The sequence below is a fragment of the Pedobacter terrestris genome, assembly GCF_052343045.1.
Classification (GTDB): Bacteria; Bacteroidota; Bacteroidia; order Sphingobacteriales; family Sphingobacteriaceae; genus Pedobacter.
In genome coordinates this window covers 1,643,485-1,658,646 of the sequence record NZ_CP180264.1, presented here as the reverse complement: position 1 = coordinate 1,658,646, position 15,162 = coordinate 1,643,485, and the positions used below count along the sequence as shown (strand labels likewise).

Genomic DNA, 15,162 nt, shown 5'->3' with positions numbered 1-15,162 from the left:
AGAGTACTTGGTTGCACAATCCTTTGGTTTATCAAATATCTTCCAATTGCATCCGCATTTGAGAACAATTTTGTATCAATATTTCTTCATTTTGTCTCGTTTTATAAAACGTTTTTCTAACGAATAGACGCACATTTTTAACTAAAACTCTCTATATCGTATCAGGACTTCTACATATCGTTTCATTTTTTTTAACGCTTGGGATCAATGGTAGAGTTTGATATATTTGAGTACCGAATATAAACGAATTGCGAAAACTAATCATCCTTGTATTTTTCCTTTTTACAACGGAAATGCTTTCTGCACAGCCCTATTATTTTAGGCGCTTCCAGGTAGAAAACGGACTGTCTAACAATACGGTTTTTTGCAGTACCCAAGACCGCAGCGGATTTATGTGGTTTGGCACCAAAGATGGTTTGAACCGTTTTGATGGCTACCAGTTCAGAACATACAGACATGATGCCGATGTACCGGGAAGTATTGGAAATGATTTGGTTTATGCATTACATTATGATGCCAGCGGCCAATTGTGGGTAGGTACCAACCAAGGTGTGTATTTATACCAGCCTCAAACCGAAAGTTTTAAATTGGTAAAAGGAACAGAAAACCTGAGAATTAATGATCTGGGAACCGACCGGAACGGGAATTTATGGATTATTTCTTTGTTCAGAATGCATATTTACAATACACATTCGCAAAAGCTGTTCAGCTTTGGCGATAAAGTACACTTTGATGCAACTTCAGTTTCCAGAATGAATGATGGCAGCATGTGGATTAGTACCATGCAAGGCACGATTGAAAAATTTGATCCCTTGAGTGAAAAATTCGAATCGCACTATGTACTTAACCGAACTAAAAGCCGCGAAAGCAGTTGGGTAACGAAAACACTCGATGCCGGAAATGGAAAATTATTAATCGGAACGGCCAATCAGGGATTGAAAATTTTTGATCTGCGTACACAAAGCACACAAGATATACTCACCTTTAATACAGATCAAACTTCTATTTATGTACGCGATCTGGCACGAACAGATTCGCATGAATTTTGGATTGCATCAGAATCCGGAATTTACGTCTACAACATTCAAAACAATGCCATTACACAACTGAAAAAGCAATACAGCGATTCCTACTCGCTTTCTGACAATGCTATTTACACTGTTTTCCGCGATCGTGAACATGGAATCTGGGCCGGAAGTTTCTTTGGCGGCGTAAATTATTATTCGGATCAGAACGCGTTGTTCACCAAATTTTTCCCAAAAAAAGACAGCAATTCCATTAGCGGAAGTGATGTACGCGAAATTTGTAAAGATGCAAATGGAAACCTTTGGATTGGAACCGAAGATGCAGGATTAAACTTGCAGAACGCCAAAACGGGCGCATTCAGTAACTTCCTTCCCGACGGAAAAAATACAAGTATAGCGTATTCCAATATTCACGGATTATTGATTGATGGCAATAAACTTTGGATTGGTACCTTTGAACATGGCTTGGACATTCTGGATGTGCGCAGCAAAAAAGTAATTAAACATTATTCTGCAGGTAAAGGAAATGCACTACGTACCAATTTTATTGTGACTTTTTGCAAAACCAGCAAAGGCGAAATACTGGTGGCCACAATTGCCGGTTTATATCTTTACAACGCCAAAACAGACGATTTTGAATTGGTTAAAGGATTGCCTGCGGCGTTTTTCCAGGTTATTACAGAAGATCGTAAAGGAAACATTTGGGCAGGTACATTTAACGATGGTGTTTTTAAATTTAGATTGGGTGAAAGAAAAATCAATCAGTTTAAATACAATCCTGCAAATCCCAACTCCATTGGACACAATACCATTAACGGAATTTTTGAAGACAGCAGCAACAACATCTGGATCAGCACAGATGGTGGCGGATTAAATCTGTATAAAAAGCAACTTGAGCAGTTTGAACGCGTAACCAAAAAAGATGGTTTACCTAGCAATTTTTTGTTCAAAATGTTGGAAGATGATGAGCATATGATTTGGGTAGGTACAACACGTGGATTGGTGCAATTTGATCCGAAAACGCGCGCCGTTAAAACCTTTTCTAAAGCCAACGGTTTGCTAACCGATCAATTTAATTACAACTCTGGTTTTAAAGATACAGACGGCCGCATGTATTTTGGTAGTGTACGTGGTTTAATCAGTTTTCACCCTTCAGATTTCAAAAATTTCACGGCAATTGCTCCGGTCAAACTCACCGGTTTTCAGGTAAATAATGAAGAAAGTATAATTGCCGCAAAAAATTCCATTCTCCAAAAATCCATCATCTATACAGATAAAGTAACATTAGATGATGAAAATTCGTCATTCAGTTTAGATTTTGCGGCACTTAGTTATATCTCTCCGGATATGACGCAGTACGCCTACAGAATGACCGGATTGAACAACAATTGGGTGTTTTTAAAGAGCAACAGAAAGGTTTATTTCACTAAACTTGCAGCCGGAAACTATATTTTTGAGGTGAAAGCTTTATTAAATGGCACCAATAAATGGAGTACCGATAATGCCAGAATTCACATCACTATACTCCCACCCTTTTACCGAAGCAACCTTGCATATTTTCTTTATTTTTTATGTGCAGCTGTGCTGGTTATCTATCTGGTAAGCATGTACCACCGCCGTATTATGTTAAAAAACAAACGGCGCATGGAACTTTTTGAAAACAAGAAAGAAAAGGAAGTGTACCAGGCCAAAATTGAATTTTTTACCAATATTGCACATGAAATTCGCACGCCTTTAACGCTTATAAAGGGCCCGATGGAAAAAGTAATTGGCCAGGCAGCTTCAGTTCCGTATATCGAAAAAAACCTGCGGATTATGGACAGAAACACAGACCGGCTTCTTAATCTGACCAACCAACTGCTGGATTTTAGAAAAACAGAAGTTCGCGGCTTTTCATTAAGTTTTGTAAAAGGCAATATTTCGGAAATTTTGCAGGAAATCTTTCTGATTTTTCAGCCTTTGGCCGAAGAAAAAAACATTAAATTTTCTATACAAATACCGCCAGATGCAGTTTTTGCTTACATAGATACAGAAGCATTTTATAAAATAATGAGCAACCTTATAGACAATGCAATTAAATATGGTCAGAATAAGGTTTGCGTTCAGCTTAGTTTGCCTTCCGGCGATGCAGACCTGTTTAGAATTACGGTTTTAAACGACGGACCATTAATACCAGAAGAGTTGCGCATAAAAATTTTTGAACCCTTTTTCAGAGCTTCAGAAAAACAGATTAAACAAGGAACAGGCATTGGCTTATCTATTGCAAAATCTCTGGCCGAATTGCACAACGGCCAATTATATGCCGGCGAAAGCGACGAAAAATACAATAGTTTTATATTGGAACTCCCTGTACATCAACTCATAGAATTTAATTTAAAGGGCAAATGGAAAAAACAATGATACAAGAACAGGCAGAAACCCAGGAAAACAAAGAGAAATTTTTGATTTTGCTGGTTGATGATGAGGAGGATATTCTGGATTTTATTGCCGATGATCTGAGTGAAAAATATCAGGTTTTAACGGCCAGAAATGGAGTTGAAGCCCTCGAAATTTTAAGTAAAGAAATTATTCAACTGGTAATCAGTGATGTGATGATGCCAGAAATGGACGGTTTTCAGCTCTGCGAGCACTTAAAATCGACAGTAGAACTTAGCCACATTCCGGTTATTTTGTTAACCGCCAAAAACAGCTTACAATCCAAAATTGAAGGTTTGGAACTCGGCGCAGATGCTTATGTAGAAAAACCATTTTCGCCAGAGTTTTTACAGGTTCAGGTGTCTTCGCTCATTAAAAACCGTAATAAAATTAAGGCTTATTTTGCCAGCTCGCCCTTAATTCACATCAAAACAATGGCCTATTCTAAAGGCGATGAACTGTTTCTAGAGCGATTACAGCATTTAATAGATGAGCAACTGGACAATCCAGACCTCGATGTAGAACATCTGGCAGATCACATGAATATGAGCCGCCCTACTTTGTACCGCAAGATTAAATCAATCTCGAATTTAAGTCCGAATGAGTTGATTAATATTGCCCGTTTAAAAAAAGCCGCCGAACTTTTAAATGAAGGTGAACTAAAAATTTATGAAATTTCTGAGCGGGTTGGCTACAGTTCACAAACCCATTTCGGCCGCAATTTTTCAAAACAGTTTGGCATGTCTCCTTCAGAATATATCCAGAGCAAGCAACAGAAAAAATAATAAAAAAGCCCAGGCAAATTATCTGCAGCAGAAATTAGAAGGAATTTACGGTTGCGGTAATACTATCTAAAATATCGGCATATAAAATTTGGGTAAGTTCTGAGTATAGCTTTTCGCTGGCGTGATCCGGAAAACCCATATCATTCCATGAACCCATTCCGCCGAAAACCCAGGCCGATGCTGCTGCATACAACAGTTGTTTGGCCGCAATTGAATAATTGGCATTAACAATTAAATCGTGATGGAAATACTCTTTTTCGGGATTTTCGCTATTTAGAACCGCGAGTGCACGTGAAAAAATTTGCCCAAAATTATCCAGTTGTTTTGAAAATGCAAAAGCAGAAATTTTGGATAAAGTATCTGATAAGTTTTCCCGCAGTTGCGGCAACTCATGTTGCGTGTTGCGCGTGGTTTCATTTGGCGCAACCAATCCGTATTTTACACTCCAGATTTTACTTTCCGGATCATCTTTTCGGGTAACTTCCCAACGGTCTTGCCAAAAATCAGAATGGTCATCATAAATCGCTTCAATTAACCAGGTTCCGCCACCACCAATCATTCCAGCCATTTGATGATCTTTAACTCTTGATTGATCTGCCGAAGGCTGATAAAACAACCTCAAAAACTTAACACCGCGATCTGCAAGTTGACTGAACCAATCTTTAGGATCATTTGCTACTACAAACTCTTCGGTATTGGAAGTTCTGGAAACGGTGTTAAACTTTACAAAATCTACAGAATTGCAAAAATTAAATGAAGTATGCTTTGGGTAGAAATGATCAGGAAGGTTTCCATTTTTGAAAAATTCATTGCCATAACTAACAATGGCGATCAACTGAGCGAGTGTTCCGGTCATAATTGCTTTTGAAATGTGGGATTTAAAGTTGCCAAATTACATATCCAATATGTTAAATCGCAATTTTTTGAGATTATATTTCATTCGGCAGAGGAATGCAGGAAGTTATAATTTCTACGTAATTAGTATATAAACATCGGCAAAAAAAAAATCGCTCAGGTTTTTCAAACAAAAGAAAACTGGTAATCAATCACTTAAAAAAATGTTTATTTTTCCCTTGACAAGTCTCCATCTTTTTTCCATATTTGCATCCCGATTGAAAGCCTCCTTAGCTCAGCTGGTAGAGCAACTGACTTGTAATCAGTAGGTCATTGGTTCGATTCCGATAGGAGGCTCAATTTTAGAAAAGCGATGAAGAAAACTTTATCGCTTTTTTTGGTTTTAAACCGCTCATTCAGAACGAAATAGATCAGTTGAATAAAAAAACCCAAAAACTTTAAAGTATTTTAAAGTTTCATTCGTCTACCCAGAAAAACTGATCGTTTATGATAACTATTTTTAAAACAAATATTTCTTCAGAAGAAGATGTAAACCGGGTAGCAGAAACATTTAATACGCAACTGAGCCACATTAGCTGGACGGTAGATCTCCTTGATATTGATCGCATTTTGCGTACAGAATCTACCGAACATGCCGGCGATGTCATTGTGAAGACATTACAAAAACTGGGGTTTAGCTGCACAAGTCTTGAAGTTTTTTATGCGCCTCCGCGTTGGATATAATCAAACAAAATCTGGAAATAACGTAAACAAAATCATACAAAAGTCACGTTTAATGAAGATTTGATGAAGTAATAATTCCCTAAACATCTGAATTTCTGCGACCTGCGTAAATCGCTTCATAAACCAAACGTTATGAAGTATTTATTCATGTTACTGGTAGTTTGCATGTTTGCAAATACAGTAAAAGCCGATGTTGGCTGTAGCACATATAATGGATTGTATCCAAATGCAATTGGAAATAAAAACCCGCTTACCGGAAATCTGAATTACTACAATACGGGCTACATCGCTTTTAGATATTACGATCAAGATCCAAATTGTGGCATTCGCGACAGTAAAATCTCGCTGTATAGCCCATTTACATACTGCGATGTTTCTGGCATACGCAACTATGGCGTTCTGGTTACGTACAATCCTGCAGATAATAGCTGCATGAAATTGCCTTTAGACCATACTATGGAGTTTGCCTTACCCCTATTTGCGGCTTTTGCATTTTTAACTGTACGGAAATACGGAAGTTCTAACGTTTAACAGTTTGTGTTTAAGAACACGACAAAAAAACTATTTTCCAAAAAAATTAACCTATTTCATTTCCAAATCAACTAGAATCGGGAAGTGATCAGAAACAAATTTGCCCTGATAAGTATCTGTTAAGATACCCCATCTTGTTGCCGTAAATCCTTTAGTTACGAATACATGATCAATAATTTCGAAGCCACTTACTTCTTTTCCCCAGGCATTAAAGGATGAGTTATTTGCATATGGTTTTTTAACCTGAGTGTAAGTATCTGTAAGCAATCCCGAATTTGCAAGTGTAAGATACCATTCGCTCTTGTGGCCGCCGTTTAAGTCTCCGGTAAAAACTGATGGTGTATTTGCGGCAATTTCTTTAATTTTTTTCACGATCAGTTTACTACTTTCTACGCGTGCAATTTTCCCCTGATGATCAAAATGTGCATTAAAATAGAAGAATTTCTTTCCGGTTTTGAGATCCTGAAGATGTACCCACGAGCAAATTCTATTGCAACACGTAGCGTCCCAACCTAATCCCGGTTGATTTGGATTTTCTGAAAGCCAAAAATCGCCTTTGCCCAACAGCTTGAATTTATCTTTGCGGTAAAAAACGGTAGAATGTTCGCCAGCGTCTTTACCATCATCGCGTCCTAAACCGTAATGATTATATTCTGGTAACCATTTAGACAAATCTTCAACCTGGTTTTTTAATCCTTCCTGTATACCAAAAACATCATATTGATGAAAGCGGATTAGATTTGCCGCAACGGGACCGCGTTGCGCCCAACGGTTTCCTTCATCACCAGAATTATCATATCTGATATTAAACGAACCAACTGTGTATTGTTGGGCAATTGCGTTTATGCTAATAACAGCAATTGCGATAGTGAGAACAAATGATCTGAAACGCATATTCTTTTTGTCTGAACGGGATCTGAAGTGAAAAATCTACCAGATATTGATTTTCTATCTGGTAAGAGTATCTTTTTATGTAAACTGTACAAAAATACAATAGTAAATATAAACCTAGTGTTAAACATCAATAAAATAAGTAATTCGGTTTTTTACCTTAATTATGCCAGAATATACCTGTTTGAAATTTTCTGCAGCTGTAATTTTGCATAAAAAAAGCAATGAAAATATTAGAATCTTATAAAAAAGGAAGTTTAACTTCTATAAATCATTTGGTTATGGCGCCGATGACGCGTGCCCGCAACCCTAAAGGAATTTTTAATTCCCTTAATGCCGAATATTATGCACAACGTGCTGGCAAAAGTGGTGCAGGTATAATTGTTACAGAAGGTGTTGCTATTTCTCCAAGTTCAAAAGGTGTTTTGTACGTACCCGGAATTTACACTCCAGAAATGATTAGCGGTGCAAAATTAGTTACCGATGCTGTGCATGAGAAAGGTGGTAAAATATTTGTTCAACTTTGGCATGTAGGCCGTATATCACACACTAGTTTATTAGATGGAAATTCTCCTTTAGGCGCATCTGATATTGCTGCACCCACCGCTAAAGCCTATGCTTACGATGAAAATGGAAATGCAACTTATGTAAACTGTTCTGTACCTAAGGCTTTGTTAACTACAGAAGTAAAACAAGTGATAATGGATTTTGCAAATGCAGCAGAAAATGCAGTTGCAGCAGGTTTCGATGGAATTGAAATACATGGCGCTAATGGTTATCTGGTTGAACAATTTTTAAACCCAATATTGAATAACCGCACGGATGAATATGGTGGCAGCATAGAAAACAGAGCTAAGCTACTGTTAGAAATTGTAGATGCAATCGCTGCTAAAATTGGAGTTGAAAAAGTGGGTGTGCGCTTATCTCCTTACGGCGAGTTACATGATATTCCTGCTTTTGATGAAGTTGAAGAAGTATATCAATATGTTGCACATGAATTAGATAAACGTTCTGTAACTTATATCCATTTGATGAACCAAACAAAGCAAGGTCAATATGTTATTCCGGAAACGTTTTTGCAAAAATTGCGTACCTGGTATTCCGGATCAATAATACTTGCCGGAGGTTTAGACAAAGTACAAGCTGAAGATTTACTTACACGTGGCATAATAGATTTGGCCGGTTTTGGTGTTCCACTAATTGGAAATCCTGATTTAGCAGAAAGGTTTAAAAATGATTGGCCTTTAAACAAAGCAGACGGAAAAACATTTTATGGTGGTGCAGAAATTGGTTATACAGATTATCCAACTTACCAACCAGAAACACAAAACATCTGATACATTTTGTTGGTCTGCTAATATAATTTACGAACAGCAATATCTACCTATGCAACCCCTGTTAAAAGAAAATTTTAAACTTTTAACAGGGTTACTTTAATATTACCAGCCAATTCCGTAATCCTCTCCGTGGTTGCTTGATCCGCCCCACATACTTCCATGTTTCCAATCGAAATAAATTGCATTAATCGGGCCGCTGGTTCTTTCTGAGAAACTGAGGATATAGCCCATTTTCTTTAGTTCTTCTTTAACAGATTCTGGTGTTGTTTTATTAAGCAGAATTTGTCCGGGTTTAGGCTCACGATCACTTGTTTTTGTTCCACCTAATGACAACCAAAGTTGGTTGGTGTTGAAATTTGCAGCCTCAGTCGCCTTCTGTACATTCATGTCGAACTCTGCCATATTCAGAAAAAACTGAAGAAGGTTTTGATCTTGTGTATCGCCACCTTGCACCGCTGCAGAGATATATGGCTTGCCATCTTTCAAAAACATAGAAGGTGAAAGCGTAACTCTTGGCCGTTTACCGGGTTCTACTACATTGAATGGATTTAAAGATGCATCCATTACGAAACTCTGCATCCTTTGGCTCATACCAATTCCGGTATTTCCGGCTATGCATGCTGGCAACCATCCGCCGCTTGGCGTGACAGAAACTACCCAACCTTCTTTATCGGCAGCTTCTATAGAAGTGGTTCCTCTCCATAAACGGTCTTCGTAAATCTCTTTGGGTGTATTGTTTCCAAGATCATGTTTCGGGGCGAAATTTCTTTTCGTGGTATCCATTTCAAAACCGCGACTTTTCAGCAAGTTCAAATACGGATTTTTTTTCCCTTCAAAAGGATAAGGATCGCCGGGGCCAATGTGTTCGTCATTTCTATCCGATCTGATCAAGTCTGCGCGTTTCTTTGCATAATCTTTGCTCAGCAACCCCGCCATTGGCTCTAACGGTGCTTTTGCAGGATCTCCGTAATAAAAGTCGCGGTCGGCGAAGGATAAGTTCATTGCCTGATAAACGGTATGAATATATTTAGAGCTGTTATACCCCATTCCTTTTAAATCAAAATTCTCCAGGATATTCAGCGCCTGTAATAAAACGGGGCCTTGTGTCCATTGCTGCAGTTTATATACATCTATACCTTTGTAATTAATGCTTAACGCTTTTTCTTCTAAAGGTTTCCATTTTGCCAAATCATCCATGGTAATTAAACCACCTTGTTCTTTACTTCCGCGAACAAATTCTTTAGCAATATCACCTTTGTAAAAACGATCATATGCTGCCATTAAGGCGTCTTGCCGATTTTTACCATTTTTTAAGGCATTCGCTTCTGCTTCTACCATTTTGGTTAGCGTGTTGAACAAATCGTTTTGTACGAAAATTTCTCCACCTTCTGGCGCTTCTCTTTTTTCGCCCGCATGCGGAAGAAAAACTTTTTTGCTGTACGGCCAGGTTCTGATCAGCTCTTTTCCGCGTTCCATTGCATTTGCGGCCTGCGCTTCTATTACATAACCTTTTGCCATTTCCATGGCCGGAGCCAAAACCTGTCCAAGCGTCATGGTTCCGTATTTACTTAACATAAAAATTAAGCCGCCGGGCGTGCCAGGTGTAGTGGCAGCAAGCGGGCCATATTCTGGCGGAAAATTATAGCCTTTACTTTTGAAAAATTCTACGGTTGCTCCGGTTGGTGCCACGCCCATTGCATTAATGGCAATCACTTCTTTTGTTTTTGGATTGTAAATTAACGCCTGAGTTTCGCCGCCCCAACTTAGCGTATCCCACATGGTACAGGTTGCTGCAAGCATGGCACAGGCCGCATCAACAGCGTTTCCGCCTTGCTGAAAAATCATTGATCCCGCGGTTGCGGCCATTGGTTTACCTGTTATAGCCATCCAATTGCTTCCGTAAATCATCGGTTTTTGTGTTTGTTGGGCATAAATTGGGTGCACCAGAAGTGCCAAAACCACAATGAGTATAAGTTTCTTCATGTGTCTAAGATAGGTAAATGCGTCCGTTTTAAACGATATTTACCGTCGTAACGGACATAAATTCGCTATTTATATATCTTTGTTACCTGAGAAATCAATACCTATCTGAGGCTTCATAAGCAGAAAGTTAATCGAAATGAAAAACAATACCTGTACAACCCATTTTGAATAATCCATGCCAAAACCATCTACTGCATTTACACGTTGTTAAAAGAACGGTAAAAATATTTTAATTACGATTCATATATCAATTTAAAATTACATTTTTGCAAAAATTTATCACGATAATAAATGCAGAGTTACTCCGAATTTCTTGACCTCAGTGTTGGCTTTCCTCAGGAAGGTTTCGAGGTACTGGAAGATGAATTATATTTTCAGGATCTGAACCTGATGGAAATGATTGAAACCTATGGTACGCCATTGCGTTTCACCTATTTACCTCTGGTTAGCAAGAAGATTCAACAGGCGAAAATCCTCTTCCAAACCGCAATTCTTAAAAATAACTACCGCGGCGATTATAAATATTGTTATTGCACAAAAAGTTCGCACTTCAAACACATTGTTGAAGAAGCTTTAAAGAACAACATCCACTTGGAAACTTCTTCGGCTTTTGATATGCCAATGGTTGATGCGCTGGAGAAAAAAGGTGCTTTAAGCAAAGATACAACCATCATTTGTAATGGCTTTAAAACCTATCAATACAAACAATATATCATTGATATGTTGCACGATGGTTTTAAAAACATCATTCCGGTACTGGATAATAAAGAAGAATTTAACCTTTACGATGATGAGGTAGAAATGGATGAACCTTGTAATCTGGGTATCCGTATTGCTGCTGAAGAACAACCTGATTCGCAATTTTACACCTCTCGTTTAGGGGTACGTATGGAGGATGTGATTGATTTTTACAACAATAAAATTGTAACCAATCCGAACTTTAGGGTAAAATTACTGCACTTTTTTATCAATTCTGGTATTTCTGATACTCCGTATTATTGGAATGAACTTGAAAAATATGTGACTTTATATTGCAAGTTCAAAAAAATAAATCCGGATCTGGACACGCTTGATATTGGTGGTGGTATGCCATTTAAAGATTCTTTGGTTTTCGATTTCGACTATGAGTATATGGTAAATGAAATCGTAAAACGGATTAAAGAAATCTGTGCCATTCACGAAGTTATGGAACCGGATATTATTACTGAATTTGGTAAATACACCGTTGCAGAAGCATCGGGTATTTTATATAAAGTTTTAGGCCGTAAACAACAAAATGACCGCGAACGTTGGTTAATGCTAGACGGATCTTTCATCACAAACTTACCAGATGTTTGGGCGCTCAACCAGAAATATATTTTATTGCCAATAAACAACTGGGATGCAGAATATGAACGTGTGAATTTAGGTGGAATTACTTGCGACGGACAAGATTACTACAACCAGGAAGCGCATATGAATAGTGTATTTATGCCAAAAACGCGTAAAGTACAATATTTAGGCTTTTTCCACACGGGCGCTTATCAGGAAGTTTTAAGCGGGTATGGCGGTATTCATCATTGCTTATTGCCAAGTCCGAAACATGTTTTAATTCGCAGAAACAGAGATGAAAGTTTCAACTTTGAAGTTTTTGGAGAAGAACAAAATAGTAAACAGGTATTAAAAATTCTGGGTTATTAATCCTCAAATTGTGTAGAGGAACTTCAGGAACAAACATACAGCGCCGGGTATTTTACCTGGCGCTTTTTTGTTGTATTATCATTTAGTATATTTAACTTATGAACAGTGAAGAAAGTAAATTACTAGAGAGAATTACCTTCATCCCAGGACTAATGGGCGGAAAGCCTACAATAAGAGGCAATCGGTTTACCGTGATTGATATTATCGAACTCTTGTCGTCAGGAATGACACATGAGCAAATTTTAGAGGAGCATCCCATCCTTGAAGCAGATGATATTCTGGCGGCACTACTTTTTAGTGCAAAGCAACTTAGGGATGAATACACTTACGAATGACTGGGAATTTTGGTTGGATGAAAACATTTCGCCCATTATTTCAAAATGGCTCATGAATGAAATAAATATTAAATGTACTTCGTTTCATACCCTTAAACTGAACAATACATCAGACATTGATATTTATAAAACTGCCAGAGATAAGAAAAAAGTAATTATCATAACAAAAGATTCCGATTTTCACGGAATTGTTTCATGGAAAGGTATACCTCCAAAATTAATTTTTCTAAAACTCGGAAATTGCTCAAACAAGGTTCTCTACGAAAAATTAAAAGCTGAAATTTATGACGCAATAGAACAACTTATCTATAGGGATTTGGATATATTTGAAATAAAATAAGACTAAATGCAATTCGGTAAAGTAGAAGACCCATCAATTATAGATTATACCCTTCCGGCTGATGCGCCGGAAACGGCAGCGATTTTATCCGCAAATAAATTCAAGCAAAATTTTGAAGCTTTTGTAGGCTGTGCTAAATGGAATAAAGCCGATTTAAAAGGTTTTTATCCAAAAGGAACAAAAGATGAGCTAACGTATTACTCTACTCAGTTCAACTCTATTGAACTGAACGCAACCTTTTATGGAATGCCAACACGGGAGCAAGTCATCACCTGGACGGAAAAAACGCCTGAAAATTTCAAATTTTTCCCAAAACTAACCAACAGCGTTAGTCATTTTAAACGCCTCATAAATGTTAAAGAACCTGTAGAGCAATTTTGCGATGCAATTAGCAATTTTGAAGACAAACTTGGAATGGCATTTCTTCAATTGCACGATAATTTTAAACCAAAAGATTTTGATCGTCTGCAAAAAGTTGTTGAAGAGTTCCCAAAAGTAATTCCTCTTGGTGTAGAGGTGAGAAACAATGAATGGTTTTCTAACCCGTTGATTGCCAAGCAATTTTCTGATCTTTTTGAAAAACATCATGTCGCTAATATTATTGTAGATACAGCCGGACGAAGAGATATGCTGCATATGCGTTTAACCTCTCCTGTCGCATTTGTTCGTTTTGTAGGCGCAAATGTGGATGAAATTGATAAGAAACGATTGGACGATTGGATTGAGAGAATTGTAGAATGGAAAAATGCAGGCTTAGAAAAACTCTATTTCTTTGTTCACCAAAATGTAGAACTTTCTTCTCCATTATTTTCCGCCTATTTTACGGATCAATTAAATAAATCTATTGGAACCAATCTCCATATTCCAGTAATGGCAACACCAGGCCCACCAACATTATTTTAAAAATACCTTTTCAGGGCAAGTCCATTTTGCCCTGAAAAGGCCGCTTTATGGTATTTGAAGAATACTTTTTTGCCTTCTGTACAAGATGCTGACAGCAAGTATAAAGCCAGCTACAACTACGCAAAGACTAAACGGAAATATATATTGCATTCCGAAAGTGGTAGACACGGCACCAATTAGCGGCCCCGTAACCCCTAAAGATAAATCGATAAACAAACCGTAGTTACCTAATGCTGAACCTTGACTGGAAACCGGAATAAGGCGCACAGCTTCTACACCGAGCGCCGGAAAAACTAAAGAAAAACCCAAACCCGAAATTCCGGCACCAACTAGTGTTAAAGTCGGACTTACTGCCGTGGCAATAATGCTCAGCCCAACAACCTCCATCGCTAAACAGGCAATTGCAGTTTTCATCCCACCGTATTGATCAATGGCTTTAGCAAAAATCAATCGGCCAATCACAAACATCACACTAAAAAGAGAAAGACAAAGCACTGCCCCATCCCACCTCAAATAATTATAATACAAAGTAATAAAAGTAGAAATTGCGCCAAAACCAAGTCCGCCGGCAGCAAGGCAAAGTCCGTATGGCGTTACTTTTTTCAACACGCGGAAAAAAGATTGTGGTTCTTCGTCATTTTCTATGTTACGGCCAAAAATATTGGTTTTACGGCGCGCATAAAAAAATCCGCCAATGCCGATTGCGATGATTAGTAAGGCAATATATCCTATCCCGATTGTGTTTGCTATAATTACGCCGAGCGGTGCGCCGGCCGCCAAAGCACCATAATTACCAATGCCGTTATAACTAATGGCTTTTGCCGTGTGCTGCGTGCCAACTTTAAAAATGGCCCAATTAATTGGACTGGCACCTACCAATCCTTCAGAAAAACCTGTTACCAAACGCATATTTACCAGTAAAACCAAACTAAGCATGCGGTATTCGCTTACAAAAGCGGTAACAAGCAATAGCAATCCACTGATAATAAACCCCAACATACTCATCATTACTGCTGGTTTTGGTCCTTTTTTATCTACAATCCTCCCACCGTAACCTCTAAATATAAACGTTGCCACATACTGCAAACTAATTACAATACCAGCCACCATTGTGCTGTATGCTAAACTTCCATGTAAATACTCTGGAAGTACGGCAAGCGTTAAACCAATTGTAAAATAACCTAAGAAAGTAAAAACAACGTAACTGATGATGGTCAAGTTAAGGCTTTTTGCCGCTTGATCCTGTACTTCGGACTGCATAAAAATGTTGAATATGTAAAGCCCAAAGTTCGGCAAACTTTAAAACATTTTTGGGCGCCAAAACAGAGTTTGACTTTCAGAAAACACTTAGTGTATTTT

At 38.0% G+C, this 15,162-nt stretch carries 13 protein-coding genes and 1 tRNA gene; 10 read left to right on the top strand and 4 right to left on the bottom strand.

What is annotated here, in order from left to right; genetic code table 11:
* Positions 1 to 248 precede the first annotated feature (248 nt).
* Both ACJVDH_RS07125 and ACJVDH_RS07120 read left to right on the top strand, forming a co-directional pair.
* Positions 249 to 3,425 carry a ligand-binding sensor domain-containing protein gene (locus ACJVDH_RS07125; protein WP_443946870.1) on the top strand — a complete coding sequence of 1,059 codons (3,177 nt, stop codon included), beginning with the start codon at positions 249 to 251 and terminating at the stop codon, positions 3,423 to 3,425.
* Complete coding sequence (locus tag ACJVDH_RS07120) at positions 3,410 to 4,225, top strand: response regulator transcription factor (RefSeq protein ID WP_443946869.1); 816 nt, start codon at positions 3,410 to 3,412, stop codon at positions 4,223 to 4,225. Before ACJVDH_RS07125 ends, ACJVDH_RS07120 begins: the two co-directional genes overlap by 16 nt.
* 34 nt (positions 4,226 to 4,259) lie before the next feature.
* Here the strand turns inward: ACJVDH_RS07120 and ACJVDH_RS07115 are convergent, their stop codons facing one another.
* On the bottom strand, positions 4,260 to 5,081 hold the full coding sequence (locus ACJVDH_RS07115) for a hypothetical protein (protein ID WP_443946868.1): 822 nt from the start codon (positions 5,079 to 5,081) through the stop codon (positions 4,260 to 4,262).
* A 262-nt stretch (positions 5,082 to 5,343) separates the two neighbouring features.
* Between ACJVDH_RS07115 and ACJVDH_RS07110 the strand changes: the two genes are divergently transcribed.
* The 3 genes from ACJVDH_RS07110 (at position 5,344) to ACJVDH_RS07100 (ending at position 6,334) form a co-directional block, all read left to right on the top strand.
* Positions 5,344 to 5,416: transfer RNA gene (locus ACJVDH_RS07110), tRNA-Thr, on the top strand.
* Positions 5,417 to 5,566: 150 nt separating this feature from the next.
* Entirely contained in the window at positions 5,567 to 5,803 is a 237-nt protein-coding gene (locus tag ACJVDH_RS07105) for a hypothetical protein (RefSeq protein ID WP_443946867.1), read from the top strand.
* 132 nt (positions 5,804 to 5,935) lie between these two features.
* Complete coding sequence (locus ACJVDH_RS07100) at positions 5,936 to 6,334, top strand: hypothetical protein (RefSeq protein ID WP_443946866.1); 399 nt, start codon at positions 5,936 to 5,938, stop codon at positions 6,332 to 6,334.
* A 51-nt stretch (positions 6,335 to 6,385) separates the two neighbouring features.
* Here the strand turns inward: ACJVDH_RS07100 and ACJVDH_RS07095 are convergent, their stop codons facing one another.
* Complete coding sequence (locus tag ACJVDH_RS07095; RefSeq protein ID WP_443946865.1) at positions 6,386 to 7,228, bottom strand: endonuclease/exonuclease/phosphatase family protein; 843 nt, start codon at positions 7,226 to 7,228, stop codon at positions 6,386 to 6,388.
* A 221-nt stretch (positions 7,229 to 7,449) separates the two neighbouring features.
* Here ACJVDH_RS07095 and ACJVDH_RS07090 point away from each other — a divergent pair, with 221 nt between their 5' ends.
* On the top strand, positions 7,450 to 8,562 hold the full coding sequence (locus ACJVDH_RS07090) for an alkene reductase (RefSeq protein ID WP_443946864.1): 1,113 nt from the start codon (positions 7,450 to 7,452) through the stop codon (positions 8,560 to 8,562).
* 102 nt (positions 8,563 to 8,664) lie between these two features.
* Here the strand turns inward: ACJVDH_RS07090 and ACJVDH_RS07085 are convergent, their stop codons facing one another.
* Positions 8,665 to 10,545: a gamma-glutamyltransferase family protein gene (locus ACJVDH_RS07085; protein ID WP_443946863.1), complete on the bottom strand. Its 1,881-nt coding sequence runs from the start codon at positions 10,543 to 10,545 to the stop codon at positions 8,665 to 8,667.
* Between the two features lie 291 nt (positions 10,546 to 10,836).
* On the opposite strand from ACJVDH_RS07085, the gene ACJVDH_RS07080 reads away from it, so the two are divergent.
* The 4 genes from ACJVDH_RS07080 to ACJVDH_RS07065 all read left to right on the top strand — a co-directional run bounded on the left by ACJVDH_RS07080 (position 10,837) and on the right by ACJVDH_RS07065 (position 13,803).
* On the top strand, positions 10,837 to 12,225 hold the full coding sequence (locus ACJVDH_RS07080) for an arginine decarboxylase (RefSeq protein ID WP_443946862.1): 1,389 nt from the start codon (positions 10,837 to 10,839) through the stop codon (positions 12,223 to 12,225).
* A gap of 98 nt (positions 12,226 to 12,323) precedes the next feature.
* A complete protein-coding gene (locus ACJVDH_RS07075; RefSeq protein WP_443946861.1) occupies positions 12,324 to 12,560 on the top strand; it encodes a DUF433 domain-containing protein in 237 nt (78 codons plus the stop codon).
* Positions 12,541 to 12,900: a DUF5615 family PIN-like protein gene (locus ACJVDH_RS07070; RefSeq protein ID WP_443946860.1), complete on the top strand. Its 360-nt coding sequence runs from the start codon at positions 12,541 to 12,543 to the stop codon at positions 12,898 to 12,900. Before ACJVDH_RS07075 ends, ACJVDH_RS07070 begins: the two co-directional genes overlap by 20 nt.
* A gap of 6 nt (positions 12,901 to 12,906) precedes the next feature.
* Entirely contained in the window at positions 12,907 to 13,803 is an 897-nt protein-coding gene (locus ACJVDH_RS07065) for a DUF72 domain-containing protein (RefSeq protein WP_443946859.1), read from the top strand.
* A 45-nt stretch (positions 13,804 to 13,848) separates the two neighbouring features.
* Here the strand turns inward: ACJVDH_RS07065 and ACJVDH_RS07060 are convergent, their stop codons facing one another.
* Positions 13,849 to 15,063: an MFS transporter gene (locus ACJVDH_RS07060; protein ID WP_443946858.1), complete on the bottom strand. Its 1,215-nt coding sequence runs from the start codon at positions 15,061 to 15,063 to the stop codon at positions 13,849 to 13,851.
* Positions 15,064 to 15,162: the final 99 nt, after the last annotated feature.

Bases quoted from the DNA above. Each gene is read 5' to 3' on its own strand.
- ACJVDH_RS07060 (WP_443946858.1), bottom strand. From the start codon at position 15,063: ATGCAGTCCGAAGTACAGGATCAAGCGGCAAAAAGCCTTAACTTGACC.
- ACJVDH_RS07075 (WP_443946861.1), top strand. From the start codon at position 12,324: ATGAACAGTGAAGAAAGTAAATTACTAGAGAGAATTACCTTCATCCCA.
- ACJVDH_RS07080 (WP_443946862.1), top strand. From the start codon at position 10,837: ATGCAGAGTTACTCCGAATTTCTTGACCTCAGTGTTGGCTTTCCTCAG.
- ACJVDH_RS07115 (WP_443946868.1), bottom strand. From the start codon at position 5,081: ATGACCGGAACACTCGCTCAGTTGATCGCCATTGTTAGTTATGGCAAT.
- ACJVDH_RS07090 (WP_443946864.1), top strand. From the start codon at position 7,450: ATGAAAATATTAGAATCTTATAAAAAAGGAAGTTTAACTTCTATAAAT.
- ACJVDH_RS07070 (WP_443946860.1), top strand. From the start codon at position 12,541: ATGAATACACTTACGAATGACTGGGAATTTTGGTTGGATGAAAACATT.
- ACJVDH_RS07105 (WP_443946867.1), top strand. From the start codon at position 5,567: ATGATAACTATTTTTAAAACAAATATTTCTTCAGAAGAAGATGTAAAC.
- ACJVDH_RS07095 (WP_443946865.1), bottom strand. From the start codon at position 7,228: ATGCGTTTCAGATCATTTGTTCTCACTATCGCAATTGCTGTTATTAGC.
- ACJVDH_RS07100 (WP_443946866.1), top strand. From the start codon at position 5,936: ATGAAGTATTTATTCATGTTACTGGTAGTTTGCATGTTTGCAAATACA.
- ACJVDH_RS07120 (WP_443946869.1), top strand. From the start codon at position 3,410: ATGGAAAAAACAATGATACAAGAACAGGCAGAAACCCAGGAAAACAAA.
- ACJVDH_RS07065 (WP_443946859.1), top strand. From the start codon at position 12,907: ATGCAATTCGGTAAAGTAGAAGACCCATCAATTATAGATTATACCCTT.
- ACJVDH_RS07085 (WP_443946863.1), bottom strand. From the start codon at position 10,545: ATGAAGAAACTTATACTCATTGTGGTTTTGGCACTTCTGGTGCACCCA.